The organism is Maribacter vaceletii (assembly GCF_003634105.1).
Lineage (GTDB): Bacteria > Bacteroidota > Bacteroidia > Flavobacteriales > Flavobacteriaceae > Maribacter_B > Maribacter_B vaceletii.
Genome location: NZ_RBIQ01000011.1, coordinates 125,347 through 142,158 on the forward strand (window position 1 = coordinate 125,347; position 16,812 = coordinate 142,158).

The 16,812-nt window shown below is 32.1% G+C and carries 13 protein-coding genes and 1 tRNA gene; 10 read left to right on the top strand and 4 right to left on the bottom strand.

All coding sequences use genetic code 11. The annotated features are described in order from the left end of the window. Window position 1: 1 nt before the first annotated feature. From murC to corA, 10 genes are all read left to right on the top strand, one after another. Window positions 2–1,354, top strand: a complete 1,353-nt coding sequence (murC, locus tag CLV91_RS14705) for a UDP-N-acetylmuramate--L-alanine ligase (RefSeq protein WP_121068990.1) — start codon at window positions 2–4, stop codon at window positions 1,352–1,354. Continuing rightward, window positions 1,344–2,063, top strand: a complete 720-nt coding sequence (locus tag CLV91_RS14710) for a cell division protein FtsQ/DivIB (RefSeq protein ID WP_121068991.1) — start codon at window positions 1,344–1,346, stop codon at window positions 2,061–2,063. Before murC ends, CLV91_RS14710 begins: the two co-directional genes overlap by 11 nt. Window positions 2,064–2,068: 5 nt before the next feature. Beyond that, window positions 2,069–3,421: a cell division protein FtsA gene (ftsA, locus tag CLV91_RS14715; RefSeq protein ID WP_121069043.1), complete on the top strand. Its 1,353-nt coding sequence runs from the start codon at window positions 2,069–2,071 to the stop codon at window positions 3,419–3,421. A gap of 47 nt (window positions 3,422–3,468) precedes the next feature. Then, window positions 3,469–5,367: a cell division protein FtsZ gene (gene ftsZ, locus CLV91_RS14720; RefSeq protein ID WP_121068992.1), complete on the top strand. Its 1,899-nt coding sequence runs from the start codon at window positions 3,469–3,471 to the stop codon at window positions 5,365–5,367. A gap of 87 nt (window positions 5,368–5,454) precedes the next feature. After that, the gene (locus CLV91_RS14725) at window positions 5,455–5,904 is read left to right on the top strand and encodes a GatB/YqeY domain-containing protein (RefSeq protein WP_121068993.1); all 450 of its coding nucleotides are present in this window, start codon (window positions 5,455–5,457) and stop codon (window positions 5,902–5,904) included. Between the two features lie 108 nt (window positions 5,905–6,012). Then, window positions 6,013–6,086, top strand: a tRNA-Arg gene (locus tag CLV91_RS14730). Between the two features lie 398 nt (window positions 6,087–6,484). Further along, window positions 6,485–8,455 (top strand): helix-turn-helix domain-containing protein, encoded by a 1,971-nt coding sequence (locus CLV91_RS14735; RefSeq protein ID WP_121068994.1) that lies wholly within the window; start codon window positions 6,485–6,487, stop codon window positions 8,453–8,455. A 182-nt stretch (window positions 8,456–8,637) separates the two neighbouring features. After that, window positions 8,638–9,126: a YybH family protein gene (locus CLV91_RS14740; RefSeq protein ID WP_121068995.1), complete on the top strand. Its 489-nt coding sequence runs from the start codon at window positions 8,638–8,640 to the stop codon at window positions 9,124–9,126. A gap of 72 nt (window positions 9,127–9,198) precedes the next feature. After that, a complete protein-coding gene (locus tag CLV91_RS14745) occupies window positions 9,199–11,619 on the top strand; it encodes an outer membrane beta-barrel protein (RefSeq protein WP_121068996.1) in 2,421 nt (806 codons plus the stop codon). A gap of 186 nt (window positions 11,620–11,805) precedes the next feature. After that, a complete protein-coding gene (gene corA / locus CLV91_RS14750) occupies window positions 11,806–12,861 on the top strand; it encodes a magnesium/cobalt transporter CorA (protein WP_121068997.1) in 1,056 nt (351 codons plus the stop codon). 44 nt (window positions 12,862–12,905) lie between these two features. Here corA and CLV91_RS14755 read toward each other — a convergent pair whose 3' ends face one another. The 4 genes from CLV91_RS14755 to CLV91_RS14770 all read right to left on the bottom strand — a co-directional run bounded on the left by CLV91_RS14755 (window position 12,906) and on the right by CLV91_RS14770 (window position 16,680). Next, window positions 12,906–13,469, bottom strand: coding sequence for a hypothetical protein (locus CLV91_RS14755; RefSeq protein WP_170146765.1), 564 nt, complete (start codon window positions 13,467–13,469; stop codon window positions 12,906–12,908). Between the two features lie 99 nt (window positions 13,470–13,568). After that, on the bottom strand, window positions 13,569–13,952 hold the full coding sequence (locus CLV91_RS14760; RefSeq protein WP_121068999.1) for a hypothetical protein: 384 nt from the start codon (window positions 13,950–13,952) through the stop codon (window positions 13,569–13,571). A 126-nt stretch (window positions 13,953–14,078) separates the two neighbouring features. Further along, window positions 14,079–14,723, bottom strand: a complete 645-nt coding sequence (locus CLV91_RS14765) for a response regulator (RefSeq protein ID WP_121069000.1) — start codon at window positions 14,721–14,723, stop codon at window positions 14,079–14,081. Then, window positions 14,713–16,680, bottom strand: coding sequence for a tetratricopeptide repeat-containing sensor histidine kinase (locus CLV91_RS14770; protein ID WP_121069001.1), 1,968 nt, complete (start codon window positions 16,678–16,680; stop codon window positions 14,713–14,715). The genes CLV91_RS14765 and CLV91_RS14770 overlap by 11 nt, the downstream gene beginning before the upstream one ends. Window positions 16,681–16,812 lie beyond the last annotated feature (132 nt).

Consider the following 16,812-nt stretch of genomic DNA (forward strand, 5'->3'; position numbering starts at 1 on the left):
AATGGATTTAAAACAAATACATAACGTATATTTTATTGGCATAGGGGGCATAGGAATGTCTGCTCTAGCGCGTTATTTTAAATTCATAAATAAAAATGTAGCAGGGTATGATAAAACAGAAACGCCGTTAACACAAGAACTTCAGGGAATTGGAATAACAATACATTATAAAGATGCTGTTGGAAGCATAAATACAGAGTATTTAGATTCTGCAAAAACACTTGTAGTTTATACACCTGCAGTACCAAATAGTCATGGGGAATATCAATATTTTCTGAATAATGGTTTTACAATAAAAAAACGTTCAGAAGTACTAGGAATAATTACAAAAGACACGTTTTGTTTTGCAGTTGCAGGAACCCATGGAAAAACTACAACCTCTAGTATATTAGCTCACTTGTTAAAAGAAACAGGAACGCCAATTACAGCTTTTTTAGGAGGAATATCAGAAGACTTTAATAGTAATTTTCTATTAGAAGGGACAGCGTATTCTGTTGTGGAGGCCGATGAGTTTGACCGTTCGTTTTTACAATTATCACCCAATATGGCCTGCATAACCTCTATGGATGCTGACCATTTAGATATTTATGGAACAGAAGAAGAATTGCAAAATTCTTTTAAAGAATTTACAAAACGTATAAAGCCAAATGGAAAACTGTTTGTGCGTAATGGTTTACCTATAAATGGTATTACCTATGGAATAGAAGATGATTCGGATTTTTGTATTCGAAATTTAAAAATAGAACATGGTGCCTACATTTTTGATTTGGGAACTCCTAATGAAGTTTTAACTGGAGTTACATTTAATAAACCAGGAAGACACAATCTGCTTAATGGTTTAGTTGCTTTTGCAATGGCGATACAGGCCGGTTCCCCAGCCAATCGCCTTGCTAATGCGCTTGCTACATTTAAGGGTGTACAACGTAGGTTTTCCTATAAAATTAAAACACCAAATTTGGTTTATGTAGATGATTATGCGCATCATCCTACAGAAATTAACGCTGTTTGTGACGCAGTTTATGAAATGCATCCAAAGAAAAAAGTGTTAGCCATTTTTCAGCCACATTTATTTTCAAGGACTAAAGATTTTATTGAAGAATTTGCAGAAAGCCTTTCAAAGTTTGATAGTATATTATTGTTAGATATATATCCAGCAAGAGAAAAACCTATAGAAGGAGTTACTTCGCAATGGTTATTAGAAAAAATAAAAAACCCTAATAAAAAATTAATTAATAAAGCAAATATTATTTCAGAAATTAAACAACAAAACCCTGAAATAATAATCACAATGGGAGCAGGAGATATTGGTTTAGAAGTAGAGAAAATAAAAAAAGAATTACACTATGAAAATTAATTGGAATTATATTAAGATTTTTGGTTTAAGCCTTATTTTATTAGGCTTATTCGCATTTTCTAATCATAGAAATGAAGAAAAAAACATTAAAAAAGTAAATATAGAATTTGTTGGAAATGACAATTTATACCTTACACAAGGCATGGTTAATAAATTGTTAATACAAAATTACGGGAACCTTGAAAACGTCTCAAAAGAAAAATTAGTTTTGAATACTGTGGAGAAGGCTATTGAGGCCAATGAAATGGTGAAAAAAGCCCAAGTGTATCTTACTGTAGATGGGGAGCTTACGTCTAGAATTGTTCAGCGCAAGCCAATCGCAAGAATTACGGGGAATACAAATTGTTATCTAGATGACGAAGGAAAACGTATGCCGTTATCCAGAAATCACTCGGCTAGAGTACCAATTATTACGGGTAAAATATCGGGAGATAGTTTAAAAGATGTGTATGAAATTTTAAAGTACATAAATGAAGATGAATTTTTAAGAAAAAATGTAATAGGAATTCATATAGAAGATGTAAATAACTATCAACTAAAATTTAGAATGGAGCAATTTGTTGTTAGTCTGGGTGGCGTAGATAATTTGGAAGAAAAATTTAACAATTTTAAAGCCTTTTATACCAAGGCTAATAGGGATCAAACTTTAGATAATTTTACAATGGTAAGTCTAGAGTTTAATAATCAAGTAGTGTGCACCAAAATATAGAAACAATGGAACAGGGTAATTATTCAGTAGGTTTAGACATAGGAACTACCAAAATTGTAGCAATTATTGGTAAGGAAAATGAATATGGTAAAATTGAAATTCTTGGTATTGGTAAATCTAAGAGTTTGGGTGTACATAGAGGAGTTGTAAATAATATTACACAAACTATAAAATCTATACAACAAGCTGTGGAAGAAGCAGAAGCAAATTCTGGTTTAAGAATAGGTTCTGTTGTGGTTGGTATAGCAGGGCAGCATATAAGAAGCTTACAACATAGTGATTATATTTCTAGAGAAGACTCAGAAAAAGTTATTAATGATAATGATTTAGATATACTTTGTAATCAAGTGTATAAATTAATAATGTTGCCTGGAGAAGAAATTATTCATGTATTACCACAGGAATATAAAGTAGATGGCCAAGCAGAAATTAAAGAGCCTATAGGAATGTATGGTGGTAGGCTAGAAGCTAATTTTCATGTAGTAGTGGGCCAGGTAACTTCTATTAAGAATATTGGAAGATGTATTAAAAGTGCAGGTCTAGATCTTGGAAACATAACATTAGAACCTTTGGCATCCTCTAATGCAGTATTAAGTCAAGAAGAAAAAGAAGCAGGTGTAGCACTAATAGATATAGGTGGTGGTACTACAGATTTAGCCATTTTTAAAGACGGTATAATTAGGCATACTGCAGTAATTCCTTTTGGAGGTGGTGTAATTACAGAAGATATTAAAGAAGGTTGTTCTATTATAGAAAAACAGGCCGAGCTTCTTAAAATAAAGTTTGGTTCTGCGTGGCCAGGAGAAAATAAAGATAACGAAATAGTATCAATACCGGGATTAAGAGGTAGGGAGCCTAAAGAAATTTCGTTTAAAAACCTTTCTAAAATTATTCATGCAAGAGTTGTAGAAATTATAGAGCAGGTATATGTAGAGATAAAAAACTACGGGCACGATGAGCAAAAGAAGAAATTAATTGCAGGTATTGTTTTAACAGGTGGTGGCAGCCAACTAAAGCATTTAAAACAATTAGTAGAGTACATTACAGGAATGGATACAAGAATAGGGTATCCTAATGAGCATTTAGCAGGAGATTCTGATAAAGAAGTAGTAAGTCCATTGTATGCTACCAGTGTTGGCTTGTTAATGAATGCAATAGAGAACGATGCTAAAACCAGACGGCTAGAAGAGTTAAATACTATAGAGGAAGAAGAAAATAATCCTTTAGCTGAAGAAGAACCTGTTTTAGTAGAAAATGGGAATTTAGAATCATCGCAAGAACAAAATAGAGCCCCCAGAAAATCTGTTTTAGATAAATGGTCAGATAAGTTAAAAGACTTTTTAGATAACGCAGAGTAAGAAACTATAATTAAGAACACATATTTTAACCAGTAATTTTAAAGAGCATGAGCGACAACACGGAATTTGAAAATATTTCTTTTGATTTACCTAAGAATCAAAGCAACGTTATTAAGGTAATTGGAGTAGGTGGAGGTGGTAGTAATGCCATTAATCACATGTTCCAAGCCGGTATTAACGGTGTAGATTTTATTATTTGTAATACAGACTCGCAAGCTTTAGATAATAGTTCTGTGCCAAATAAAATTCAATTAGGTGTATCTCTTACAGAAGGATTGGGGGCTGGTGCTAACCCAGAAGTAGGGGAGCAAGCTGCCATTGAAAGTATGGAAGACATAAAAGCTATGTTGGGGACTACTACAAAAATGATTTTTATTACTGCGGGTATGGGTGGTGGAACAGGAACTGGTGCTGCTCCAATTATAGCCAAAATCGCAAAAGAAATGGATGTTCTTACTGTAGGTATTGTTACTATGCCTTTTCAGTTTGAAGGTAAAATGAGAGGGCAGCAATCACAATTAGGTATCGAAAAATTACGTGCTAATGTAGATTCTTTAATTGTAATAAATAATAATAAATTAAGAGAAGTATACGGTAACTTAGGTTTTAAAGCTGGTTTCTCTAAAGCAGATGAAGTATTAGCAACCGCTGCTCGTGGTATTGCAGAAGTAATTACACATCATTACACACAAAATATTGACCTTAGAGATGCTAAGACAGTACTTTCTAATAGTGGAACAGCAATTATGGGTTCTGCAGTTGCCTCAGGTTCAGCAAGAGCTAATGAAGCAATAATGAAAGCATTAGACTCTCCATTATTAAATGATAATAAGATTAACGGAGCAAAAAATGTATTATTACTTATAGTATCTGGTTCTCAAGAAATTACTATTGATGAAATAGGAGAAATAAATGATCACATACAAGTAGAAGCTGGATACGGAGCAAACATAATAATGGGTGTTGGTGAAGATGAAGACCTAGGAGAAGCAATTGCTGTAACTGTTATTGCTACGGGTTTTAATGTAGACCAGCAAGATGAAATTGTGAATACAGAAACAAAAAAAATTATTCACACACTTGAAGATGGTCAAAAGGCAGAAAAAGATTTAACACAAAACAACATAGTACATCAATTAATAGATGACTCTGAAGATGAAGTTTCTAATACTGTAACAAATACTTTCGAAGATGATAGTGACTTAGATTTAATACCTACAACTAATTACATTAAAAACTTTAATGTGTTTTATGATGAAGTGGTAGCAGAAAATGTAAATGAAGAAGATTTTGTAATAATAGATTCTTCTGATGCTATAAAGAATATGAATGTTATAGATCATCAAGAGGTTAAACCTAAGGAAGAAGATGATATGTTTGCTGTTAGTTTTGATATGCCTTTAAAAGAAACTAAAGAAGAACAAGAGAATATAATTACATTTAGCTTAGATGATGATATTAAAGATGTAGATGTAAATGAGCATATAGAAGTAATTCCTGTTTTAGAGTATAATAAAGGTGGCGAAAAAAGATATAGTTTAGACGACTATATGGAGCTAGAAAATAAGCTCACGGGAGCAAAATCTAAAGCAGAAGAATTTGAACCTAAAATTGTAGAAGATGAGCTAGTTTTTCAAAAAAGAACAGTAAGCCCTTCTCCTACAGCTACGCAAGAAGAAGTAGACCCGTTAGAGAAGCCAATAGAAGAGCTTTTAAAAGAAAGAGCAGACGAACGCAGAAGAAAATTAAAAGATTACAATTATAAGTTTCAAGGAAACTCTAGTGTAGATGAAATAGAAAAAGAACCTGCATATAAGAGAAAAGGAGTTAATTTGAATGATAATGGTGCTGAAAAAAAAATTTCTAGAACCACTTTAGGTTCTGATAGTAATGATGAAATTCAGTTACGATCTAATAATTCTTTTTTACATGATAATGTAGATTAAGCAACGTATTTACAAGTTTAATAAACCCGAAAATAGAAACTATTTTCGGGTTTATTTTTTATCTTCGCACTTCTAAAATTTATAGTTATGAGCTTACAGTCTAAGGTTATGGAGCAGATGAAAGCTGCTATGAAAGCAAAAGATTCTGTTGCTTTGCAATCATTAAGAGCAATAAAATCTGCATTATTATTAGCACAAACAGAAAGTGGTTCTAAGACAGAATTATCTGAAGAGGAAGAAGTGAAACTAGTGCAAAAACTAGTGAAGCAAAGAAAAGATAGTGCTGCTATTTTTACAGAACAAGGTAGGGCAGATTTAGCAGAACCAGAATTAGCAGAAGTTGCTATAATTGAACAATTTTTACCGGAACAGTTAACGGAAGAAGAAGTAGAAAAGGTAGTTGTGCAAACGATAGAAGCTACTGGAGCTTCAGGAATGAAAGATATGGGGAAAGTTATGGGTATGGTATCTAAAGAATTATCTGGACAAGCAGATGGAAAAACTATATCTACTATCGTAAAAAAGTTATTATCTTAAAGTTAACTACCTCGAGGCAAGCCCACGAGGTATTCAATGGAAATAAGTTTTCAATTTTAAGGCAAGCCTCTGAGTATTATACCCTTTGGCGGTGCCAATAATTTTTAAGGCCGCGTGGCGCAACTGAATAGCGCATCAGATTTCGGCTCTGAGGGTTGGGGGTTTGAATCCCTTCGCGGTCACTTATATACAAAGCTCTTTAAACCAATTGTTTATAGAGCTTTTATTTTTGCCTAAATTTTAACTTTTCACACATATCCTTCTTATTTTCATTACTTTGTAGCTTAAAGCTTTTGATAAGTTTGAAAGATTTTGTGTTTTTATGAAACTGATATTGTAATAGATTTAAATTCTTTACAAAAAGCGAATTTTGCAAAGAGTTCTATTGAATCAAAGTACATTTCGGTTAGTTTATTTACAATTCTGATGTCACTCAGATAGGTGTAATGTAAAGAGTTTAACACTGCTGAGATTAATTACACTAAAGAAGATTGTTTTATAAAACTCCTTAAATACCAATAATACTGTTACTTTAAATTGTTTAACTTGTAATGTCCCCCGAAAGAAATTAGACGTATATATGAATTCGGATGATAATTTTAATAAGAATTTTCAAGAAAAACCATTGAGGGAAACTCTGATCAAAAAACTAACCAAAGAAATTGAGAGTAGTCTTAACAACGACCAATTTGGTGTGGACAGTCTTGCGCAAGCCGTTGGCATGAGCCGATCAAGTTTGCATCGAAAACTCAACAAATTACTAGGTGTTTCAACGAGTCAATTTATTAGAGAATACCGTCTGAAAAGAGCCTTAGAAATTTTAAAAACTGAAGAGGTTACCGCTTCTGAAACAGCATATCGGGTTGGGTTTAGTAGTTCTACTTATTTCAATACTTGTTTTCATAAATTCTATGGTTTTACACCTGGTGAGGTTAAATCACAAACTAGTGATGAAATTGAAGGTCTAATTCAAACCGATGTCCCAATAGTAAAGAAGAAGACCAAGATTACATTTTGGTGGGCCTTATTGATAATTCCAGTAGTTTTGGCAGCAGTTTATTATTATTTCAGCGATACTGATACCGAAAAGAAAGAACCGAGAATAACCAAATCAATAATCGCCCATAAATCAATAGCAGTACTGCCCTTTAAAAACTGGACAGGGAGTACTGATTTGGAATACATTTCAGATGGTATGACCGATGCAGTTATCTCAAGACTATCGAAAATCGATGCCATTGATCATGTTATCCCTTTCACTTCGACCTTAACATACAAGAAGACTGAAAAGTCTATTCAACAAATTGCCAATGAACTAGGGGTGTCCAATCTTTTGCAGGGTAATCTGCAAATTTCAGGTGATCAAATCAAAATCAAGCTACAATTAATTCATGGCAATTCAAATGTTCATCTTTGGTCCGAGGAGTACACGAAAGAATGGAAAAGTGATGAGATTTTTGAACTGCAAACTGAAGTGGTAGAAGGTATTGCTACCAATATGAATGCGATAATAGCTAAAGATGAACTAGCAGATATTAAAAAAGTACCAACAAAGAGTAAACAGGCCTATTCTTATTATCTTCAAGGAGAGTTTCAACGGCAGAAGGGAAACGAACTATCCTATTCAAATGCTATTGGCCTATATAAAAAAGCAATTACAGTGGATTCGAATTTTGTTGAACCCTATATAGACATGGCCAATGTTTGGCATATGGGTGGTTCGGTTTGGGGTTTTTATGACGAACAAAAAGCTTGGGGTAATGCAAAGGGTTTATTAGAAAGAGCATTAAAAATAGAACCAATAAATCTACGAGTTGAGGAAGAACTTAATACAGGACGGTTTTTTTATGACTGGAATTTTGAACTGGTTGAGAAGTTTTATCAAAAAATAGTAAACAATTCCACACATGACAAACCATCTGTCATTTCGCTTGACTACCCTATTAAAACCGGTAGGCCCGAAGAAACCCTTAAGGCAATTGAACGTTTAATAATAAATGACCCATCAAATGTATTTTATCCGTTTTTTAAAGCAGAAGCCAAGTTTTATTTAGGTTCTACTGATGAAGCCCTAGAAATATTAACCCAAACAGACCCCTTGTATAACAATAACTGGTTTTATTTACGAGAATCCGCCAAACTTTATTTTTACTTAGGAGAATATGCAAGATCAAAAATTCAATTTGAAAAAATAACTAATCAATTTCCTGATTACCCACCTATATTAATGTGGCTTAATGCGATTTATGCCGAAGCTGATGGAAACGCAAAATTTACTGAAAAATATTTAATCGAGTTAAAAAACGAGTATGGCAAAGGATCTTCAGGTAGCCCCGCATGGTTTATAGCGCTTTACTATGCACACGTAAAAGACTATGAAAAAACTTTTGATTGGTTGCAAAAGTCATACGATAGGCATGAAGTCGAAATGACATGGTTAAGAGAAGAACCCTTATTGACCCCAATAAGAAATGACCTTCGATATAAAGAATTGTATAACAACGTAGGATTTTCGAGAATCGGTTTGCCAATAAAGGTTTCTTTTAAATAGTAACCCCTCTAGTACGCAACTCAACATAATTTAAAGGTTTTGCACCATAATTTGAAGACCTGTATAAAAGCTTAACAAGACTGAAACATACTTGTTAGGTACTGCAAGCACTTTCTTTTCAACTTTGACACTCACTGGTTCTATATAGAAAAGAACAGCTTTTAACGATTAAAATTTTTATTATGAAAACAAATTTAAAATTTACAGTACTCTCTTTTTTATTACTAACCATTACAAGTTGTATGGACCAATCTACTACAAAAGTGGATTTGTTGAACCAAGAATTTCCGGAAGCACAACAAGAAATTATAGAAACTTTTGGCGCAATCGCCCAAAGCTTAAAAGATGGAGATATGGATAAGTTAATTTCTTTTCATGCATACGGCCCCAAGTTTACCGAATTTAAAAATGGAGAACTGCGCAATGGGGATGAAGCCAATGAAAGCTATGAACGTAGTGTTTTTGGTGGAGTAACAGAAGTAATAAAATTTGATGCAAAAGATTTGAAAATTGCAGTTTATGGAGCGGTTGCCAATGTAACTTTTCATTCTGATTTTCATTTAAAATTCAGGGAAGACCTTGTTGTTGTAAATGACCAAATATCATTGTTATTCTTAAATACAGATAACGGTTGGAAAATTGTTGCTGAGCATCATTCACCATTAAATTAATTAGTTTAAGAAATAGGTGTTGATCTACAATTCCTACTAGTAATTTTCTTAAAACAAATCAAAATTCATGCAATGAAAACATCTTTTAGTTATTTTCTACTTGTAACATTTCTATTGATACAAATAGGACAAATACAAGCGCAAAACAGTTCTGTGTCTGGTACTGTTTATGACGAAAACGAAGAACCAATCACATTTGCTAATGTTCTGTTATTGCAACAGCAAGATTCTGTTTTAGTAAAAGGTGTAACTAGTAATGATCAAGGTAATTATTTAATTGAAAACATTGCAGCAGGAAACTATATACTAAACATTTCGCTACTTGGTTTTAAACCTTACTTTAAACAACTGCAACTTCAAGATAGTCAAGAAATTTTGAATGGCATCACTAAATTAGAAGGTCAAAACCAAGAATTAGAGGGAGTAGCAGTGGTAGGTCGAAAACTACTCTACGAACAAAAGAGTGACAGATTGATATTGAATGTTGGCTCTTTACCGACTTTTACTGGCAACAACGCGCTACAAATTCTTCAAAAAGCACCCGGAGTTATTGTGCAAGAAAATTCAAACAGTATAAGTTTGAACAATAAGGGGGAAGTTTTACTAATGATAAATGATAGAATTTCTCGAGTTCCTCAAGGTGTATTAATTCAGCAACTAAAGGGCATGAGGGCCGAAAATATTGACCGAATTGAACTCATTCATCAACCTGGGGCCAAGTATGATGCAAACAATGCGGCTGGAATCATACACATTGTCCTAAAAGAAAATAGCATTTATGGTATGAGCGGAAATACAAGTCTTACAGTTGGAATTGGACAACGAGAAAAGTTCAGTGGAAATTTAGACTTGAATTTTCGAAACGATCGTTTGAACATATATGCTAATACGACTGGTTTTCAGAATAAGTCTCCCCTGTGGAGTGTCAATCATTTCAGGGAATATGAATTTGAAGGCGACCAATATTATTATGAGAACCGGTTAAATTTTACCAATCCAACTTTCAATTCAATCAGTTTCAACTTAGGAGCAGATTTCGAAATCGATAAAAATAATATTATTGGTGCCGTTTTCGGATTCTCAAAAAGCAATATGTCGGGGGTTGATTTTAAGAGTAATTCGACAGGTGCTATGAATCAAATGTCCAATACAAATTCGCAATTTCTTATGGGTATGGATAACCCGAACCGAAATAGCTTCTTTAATCTAAATTATTTTAGGAAACTAAACCCAAACAGCTCCATCAATATAGATATGGATAGGGTGGCGCTGGATGTTCAAAATTTTTCTGGCCTTACTTTTATTGATTTGTCAAGTGGACAAGAAATGATAGAAGCTAACCGTAATTCTAACTTCGAAATATATACCGTCAAAGCTGATTTCGAACGGAAAACGGAAAATGGCACTAAACTAGAGACCGGTGTCAAAGGTACTTTTAATAATTCGAATACCGTTTCTCAAAGACGTACCCGAAATTCAGGTGTTTGGTCTGAAAATACTTCATTTCGAATGAACGACGATATTAGTGAGACCATTTTAGGAGCTTATGCTTCTTACTCCAAAAAATGGAACGAGAAATGGGAAAGTGATTTGGGGCTTCGTTTAGAACATTACAATTACGAGCTTACTGATGCTGAGGGAAACAATGATTTTATGGTTACCTACAACAACCTCTTTCCTGTTCTTCGAACTAGTTATGTCATAGACTCTCTAAATACTATGACATTATCTTTCAATAGAAGAATTGAGAGGCCTGCTTTTATGAAAATTGCCGGCTTTAATTTATTAATAGACCCTAGCCTCTTCGTTACCTCAAACACCCGAATAAGGCCTTCATTTACTAATGCTATACGACTAACCTATCAACTTCGTTCTTTTTTACTGGCCGTTGAAGTCAATAAGACCAGAGGGGCCATTTCTTTTTATAATACTGTAGATAAAGAACAAAACTTGCAAACAAGTACACCTATTAATTTTGATAGTATGAGTGGAGTTCTAATTACAATGAGCTTTCCTGTGAAAGTTAGTAAACTATGGAAAATGAACTGGAATTTAGATGGTGCCTACAAAAAAGTAAAAGATGCATCAAACCGTCCCTTGCCTTTTGAAAAAGGTGTGATTGGTGTTACAGCACAACTGACCAATGTTTTTGAATTAGGAAATTCATGGACGGCCAATATCGATGGTAGGTATATGAGTCCGTTCATCACTGGTGATCAAGTGCATTATCTGCGTCATTTTGTAAACTTCGGAATCAGTAAAAAATTTAAGAACGAAAGTTCGCTAACGTTCAGTATACAAGACATTACTGCATCAAGCGGCAATATCGATTGGGAATATGAACAGCCCGAATTGGGCGTAAAAACATACGGCAATAATGATTTTTCCGAAAGAGTTTTTCAAGTCACTTATTCCTTTCCTTTCGGAAATCAAAAAGTAAAGGAAAAAAGGAAGCGAGTTACAGGATCGCAAGAAGAGCGAAATCGCATGTGAAAAATATAGATAGCTCACCTTTAGTTGCAAATAAACTTGCAGAGGTATTAAATTGTTAATTTTGGTTCGCTTCTTTTTTATAGATTATAGAAGTTTTTAAAAATTAAAAAGGTATGAGAAATCATGGCTTTTTTTTTAATATATTGAAAATCATACTTTCTCCTTAAAAAGAATTGTAAAGTAATTATGCGAAAACACAATAAGAAAATTGGCTTACCTCCTGGTTCTGTAGTATTTACAGGAAATAAAAAAGTAGATAATGTACATACGCATTACTTGGCTTTTAATGAAACCTATTGTAATGATCAAATAATAGAAAGCCATTCTAAAACAATATTAAAAAAGCCTTCTATTGAAAAAAATGATTGGTATGACATTCGTGGAATGCATGATACGGATTTAATTTCACAAGTAGGGCAAATATTTGAAATACACCCATTAATACAGGAAGCAATAGTAGATATTCATCAAAGACCAAAGTTTGAAGAATATGAGAACGGTATTTTTATTACTCTAGCTTCTATTAGCTTTAATAGTACTCTTTTAGAAATAAAAAAAGAACACGTAGCCATATATTTTAATACTGGTTTTATGTTAACAGTACAAGAAACAGATAGTGATTTATTTGCATACGTTAGAAAAAGAATAAATACAGGTAAAGGTAAAATTAGACTGCGAGGAGCAGATTATCTTGCCTATGCTTTAATAGATAGTATAGTAGACAACTATTATATAGTTCTAGATGAAATAGAAGAGGTTATAGAAGATTTGGAAAAAAGAATTATAGAGACCCAGCAAGTTCAAGATAAGAATAAAATTCATCAGCTTAAAAAAGAACTAATGTCTATGCGAAAATCTGTTTCTCCATTAAGAGAGGCTATAAGTAAGTTTTCTAAAACAGAAAATGCTTTTATAGAACATTCTAGTCAATTGTATGTTAGAGATTTGTATGAGCATACCATTCAGGTTATGGATACAGTAGATGCTACTAGAGAAATCCTAAATGGCCTTCAAGATTTATTTATTTCAGAGATGAGCCTTAAAATGAACCAAGTAATGCAACTGCTAACATTAATTTCTGTAATATTTATTCCGCTTACATTCTTGGCTGGTATTTATGGGATGAATTTTGTAAATATTCCAGAACTTAAGTATGAAAATGGATATTTTGTATTGCTAACTGTAATGGTTGTTATTTTTATAGGGATGTTACTATATTTTAAAAGAAAAAAGTGGCTTTAATAAAATTTTTCAAATTCAAGTAATTAAAAAATAAGGACAGTATTTTAATCCCTATCAATATCTATAATTATTCTTTCATTATACATGCTCTTTATTTCATCTATAGAATACCCGTATATAGCGTCTGCATAATTTTTTTCTTTATCTATTTTATAGATTTTACTACTTCGGCTTATTTCATAATCGTTTAATTGGACAAAGACAGAGTCGGTTGTAATTTTGGCTACTTTCATAGTAGAGTACTGGTCTGTATTTGTTTTGTAATCATAAATATCTCCTACTAAAGGTTTTATTAAATATTCGGCCTCATTTTTCTTGTCGTTTTTACTTGCAAAGCCAGCAAGAACTATTAATGCACCAATTATAAATAAACCAGAAAATTGCCAAATAGGAGCTTTCATTTCTTTTTTTACGGCATTACATTCCTGTTGCATTTGCGGAGGCATTTCTCTTACTCGTAGAGTTTGTTTACAGTGTTGGCACTCAGAAACTCCTGTTTTTCCCATTGGGAATACAGGTATCCAAAAAACATGGGCATGGCCACTAAAAACACTATAGCGAATTTTTCCTTGGGTTTGGCAATTACTGCAAATTGCATTTGTAGACATTTTTGAACCAATGTATGCTGATCTGCTTCCGAATATTATCATGGTGGTTATATTAATGGTTATAGTATTAACGAATAAAAACTAGTATTAGTGCAATGGTTATAGGTTAGCTATAGAGTCGTTTATATCCTCTGTAAAAAAGGTTTTAACAACTTCTCTTAGGTGTTGTTCTTGTAAGGTAGAATTTGCCATTTTATATTCTTGATGTATTAACTTTTTTGCAGGGAAAGATGTACATGATAACTCTTCTCCTTTTTTGTTGGTTACTTTTAAAGTAGCAGTCCCTTCTAAAATATTTTTCCCAGAAATGAATAAGGTATGCTCCTCGTTGTTGTTTGTATTGAAAGGTTTATTCATGCTATTTTCTAATAAAATGTCCGATTTTAAACTAGAAAATTGTTTGGCTGTTTCAGTAGCTTTTTTGTCATTGCTGCAAGAAATAAATAATGCGGTAATAGTGATAAATAAAATTTGATATTTCATAGTTGTAATGTTTTATAACACTACAAATTTCCAATAATCACTATTCTTAAAATACACCTTAAAAGGCTAAAAATTACCCCCTGTTTTCAGGGTGCTACTAATAAATACGAGTTTGAATTTTTAAGCTTATTCGTCTAAAAGACCCATTTTAATGGCGTGTTTGGTTAAACCAGCTAAGTTTTTTACATTTAATTTAGATATTAAATTTTTTCTATAACTTTCTATAGTATGTTTGCTTAGAAATAAAATATCGGCAATTTCTTGCGTAGTATTTTCTTCCGCAATTAATTTTAAAACTTCTTTTTCTCTTGTTGTAAGTTTAATTTCTTTAGCTTTTTCATTTTTAAACATGGCATCTGTATAAGCCCTTTTAATTTCGGGAGAAAAATATTTCTCTCCTTTAACAATAGATTTTATTGCAGTAAGTAATTCTTCTTTTTCTGCATTTTTTGGAACATAACCATCTGCATTATTACGTATTAACTTATCTATCATTACGCCATCAATATGCATGCTAACAATTAAGGTTTTTAGCTTTGGATATTTTTCTTTCACTAATTGGTTAAGCGCAATACCATCCATTTCTGGCATTGTTAAATCTGTTATTAATAAATCTAAATCGTCTACACCATTAATGTCTAAATATTTGGCAACCTGAGCTCCGTTTTTTGCAGTAAGAGTAATATTAAATTCTGGTGCATCTTTAAGAATACTTAAAAGACCATCAATAAACATTTTATGGTCATCTGCAATTATAAGATTATAGTTCATTATTGTGAGTGTTTGGTATTTCTATTGCTATTATGGTGCCTCTTTTTAGTGTAGAATCTATATGTAAACTACCCGAAAGTTCTGTTATTCTACCTTTTATATTTTTAAAACCAATGCCTTCTGAAGATTCTGTTGTGTTAAATCCTTGCCCATTATCTTCAAATAGTAAGGATAATTTATCTTCAAAATAGTTTAAATGAATATCTACTTTAGTTGCTTTTGCATGTTTTAAAGTATTGGTCATTAATTCTTGTATAATTTTAAATAATTCAGATTGAATTTGATCAGGAATTGTATTTATCAACTCTTCTGGATGTGGATAAAAATCTACTTCTATTTTTCCTGTGTTGCTTATGGTTTTTGCATATTCACCTATTAAATTGGTGAAAACATTTTGTCTAAATTTTTTTGGAATTAATGTATGTGATATATCTCTTACTAACTGGTATGTTTCATCTAATTGAGTTGTAATAGTGTTTAGTTCTTTAGGTTTATTATCTATACTAGAAAGTTGTAGTTTTATACCTGCTAAATTGCCCCCAATACTATCATGTAATTCCTGAGCAATACGTTTACGTTCCTCATCTTGACCTTCCATGGAAGCTTTAATAAGGTTTAACTCTTGTTCTTGTTTTAGTGTGGTAACTTTTTGTTGGTTTATTTCTTCTTGTTTTTTAGATAATAAACTTTGGGTTTGTATTTTTTGGTAATACGTGTAGAGTAATGCAATTACGGGAATTAATATAATTAGGAAACCTATTAAAAAAGCATATTTAATGGTTTTTTGCCTTTCTAACTCTGCCTCTCTTTTAATTTGGCTTTCTTCTAATTTAGATATCTCTTTTTCTTTTTCTAAAGTTTCGTATTGTATCTCAAGTTCTTTAATTATTTCGCGTTGTTGTTTGGAGTTTATTTTTCTTGTTACTCCAAATAACTGAGTCATAACTGCATAAGCATTAGGGTAGTCTTTTTGTTTGGAAAATATTCTAGCTTGTATTTGTAGTAACTCTTTCTGAAACTCTAGGTTTTCGCTATCTATTGCATTTATATAAGCTGTAGATAAACCTATAAGAGCAGCATCATAATGCTCATGTTTGTAATAATATTTTGCCAGTAATAAAGAACCCTCATAATAAATAGCATCTAGGTTATTAGCCTTAGCTTTATTTCTAGTATTTTCATATGCATTAAAAGCTTTTTCAAAATCGCCTTTTGCTTCTAGAAGTTTAGCTATGTCTAACTTTATAGTTAGTTGCATTTCTAAATCATTTAATGAGTTAGCAATCTCTAAACCTTCTTTATAATAGGATGCTGCTTTATCATATTCTTTTTTTAATCTAAAGGCTTTTCCTAGTAAAAGAGAATTTCTAATTTTTAACGATGGAAATTCTGGTGAAAATTCTTTTAAAGATTTGCGAAGTATTTTTATGGCTTTATCTAGTTTTAATTGGTAAATGTAACTTTTAGATAAGCCCAGTTTATTTTTGTAATTATATTCTTTAAAATTAGATTCTTCAGATTCTTGTAAGCCTTGAATATACCATTTTATAGCATTGTCTGTAAGTCCATTCATAAGGCTTCCAGTACCTAAGTAGTAATGCGCTTTAGAGTAGTGTCTTAGTTTTATATGTTCTGTTTGGTTCCAATTTCCAATTTCTTTTATATATAAGTTCCCATAATGTAAAATAGAATCTGTGTTACTCTTTTTTGTATGATGCTCTATTAATTGTTCTATTACAGAAAAACGTTGCGCACCATATTCTGTAGTTTTTAGTAATTCATAAAAAGGTTGTAAAGATTTTTCAGGGCTTCTTTTTGACCAAGAAAAATTAACCATTTGGTTTTTATTTGCGGTACCATCTTGGCCATTTATAGTTATAAAACATAAGTGTACACATACAAAAAGCAATCTTTTTATATATATATATATTCCTATTTTAAGTTTTTTATTCCTCATTTTTTATTCTATAGACCTTTTTAAGTTTTATTTGGTAAAACAATAAGGTTTTTGCCAATTACAAAATTGGGATATTAGGTTCTTTAAAAATAGGCTTTAAGTAGTAAAAAAAACATCCCTGTTTTTAGGGAG

Coding starts and splice junctions, on each gene's coding strand:
- CLV91_RS14740 (WP_121068995.1), top strand. CDS start 8,638: ATGAAAACAAATTTAAAATTTACAGTACTCTCTTTTTTATTACTAACC.
- ftsA (WP_121069043.1), top strand. CDS start 2,069: ATGGAACAGGGTAATTATTCAGTAGGTTTAGACATAGGAACTACCAAA.
- corA (WP_121068997.1), top strand. CDS start 11,806: ATGCGAAAACACAATAAGAAAATTGGCTTACCTCCTGGTTCTGTAGTA.
- CLV91_RS14755 (WP_170146765.1), bottom strand. CDS start 13,469: ATGTCTACAAATGCAATTTGCAGTAATTGCCAAACCCAAGGAAAAATT.
- CLV91_RS14760 (WP_121068999.1), bottom strand. CDS start 13,952: ATGAAATATCAAATTTTATTTATCACTATTACCGCATTATTTATTTCT.
- CLV91_RS14770 (WP_121069001.1), bottom strand. CDS start 16,680: ATGAGGAATAAAAAACTTAAAATAGGAATATATATATATATAAAAAGA.
- ftsZ (WP_121068992.1), top strand. CDS start 3,469: ATGAGCGACAACACGGAATTTGAAAATATTTCTTTTGATTTACCTAAG.
- CLV91_RS14725 (WP_121068993.1), top strand. CDS start 5,455: ATGAGCTTACAGTCTAAGGTTATGGAGCAGATGAAAGCTGCTATGAAA.
- CLV91_RS14710 (WP_121068991.1), top strand. CDS start 1,344: ATGAAAATTAATTGGAATTATATTAAGATTTTTGGTTTAAGCCTTATT.
- CLV91_RS14765 (WP_121069000.1), bottom strand. CDS start 14,723: ATGAACTATAATCTTATAATTGCAGATGACCATAAAATGTTTATTGAT.
- CLV91_RS14745 (WP_121068996.1), top strand. CDS start 9,199: ATGAAAACATCTTTTAGTTATTTTCTACTTGTAACATTTCTATTGATA.
- murC (WP_121068990.1), top strand. CDS start 2: ATGGATTTAAAACAAATACATAACGTATATTTTATTGGCATAGGGGGC.
- CLV91_RS14735 (WP_121068994.1), top strand. CDS start 6,485: ATGAATTCGGATGATAATTTTAATAAGAATTTTCAAGAAAAACCATTG.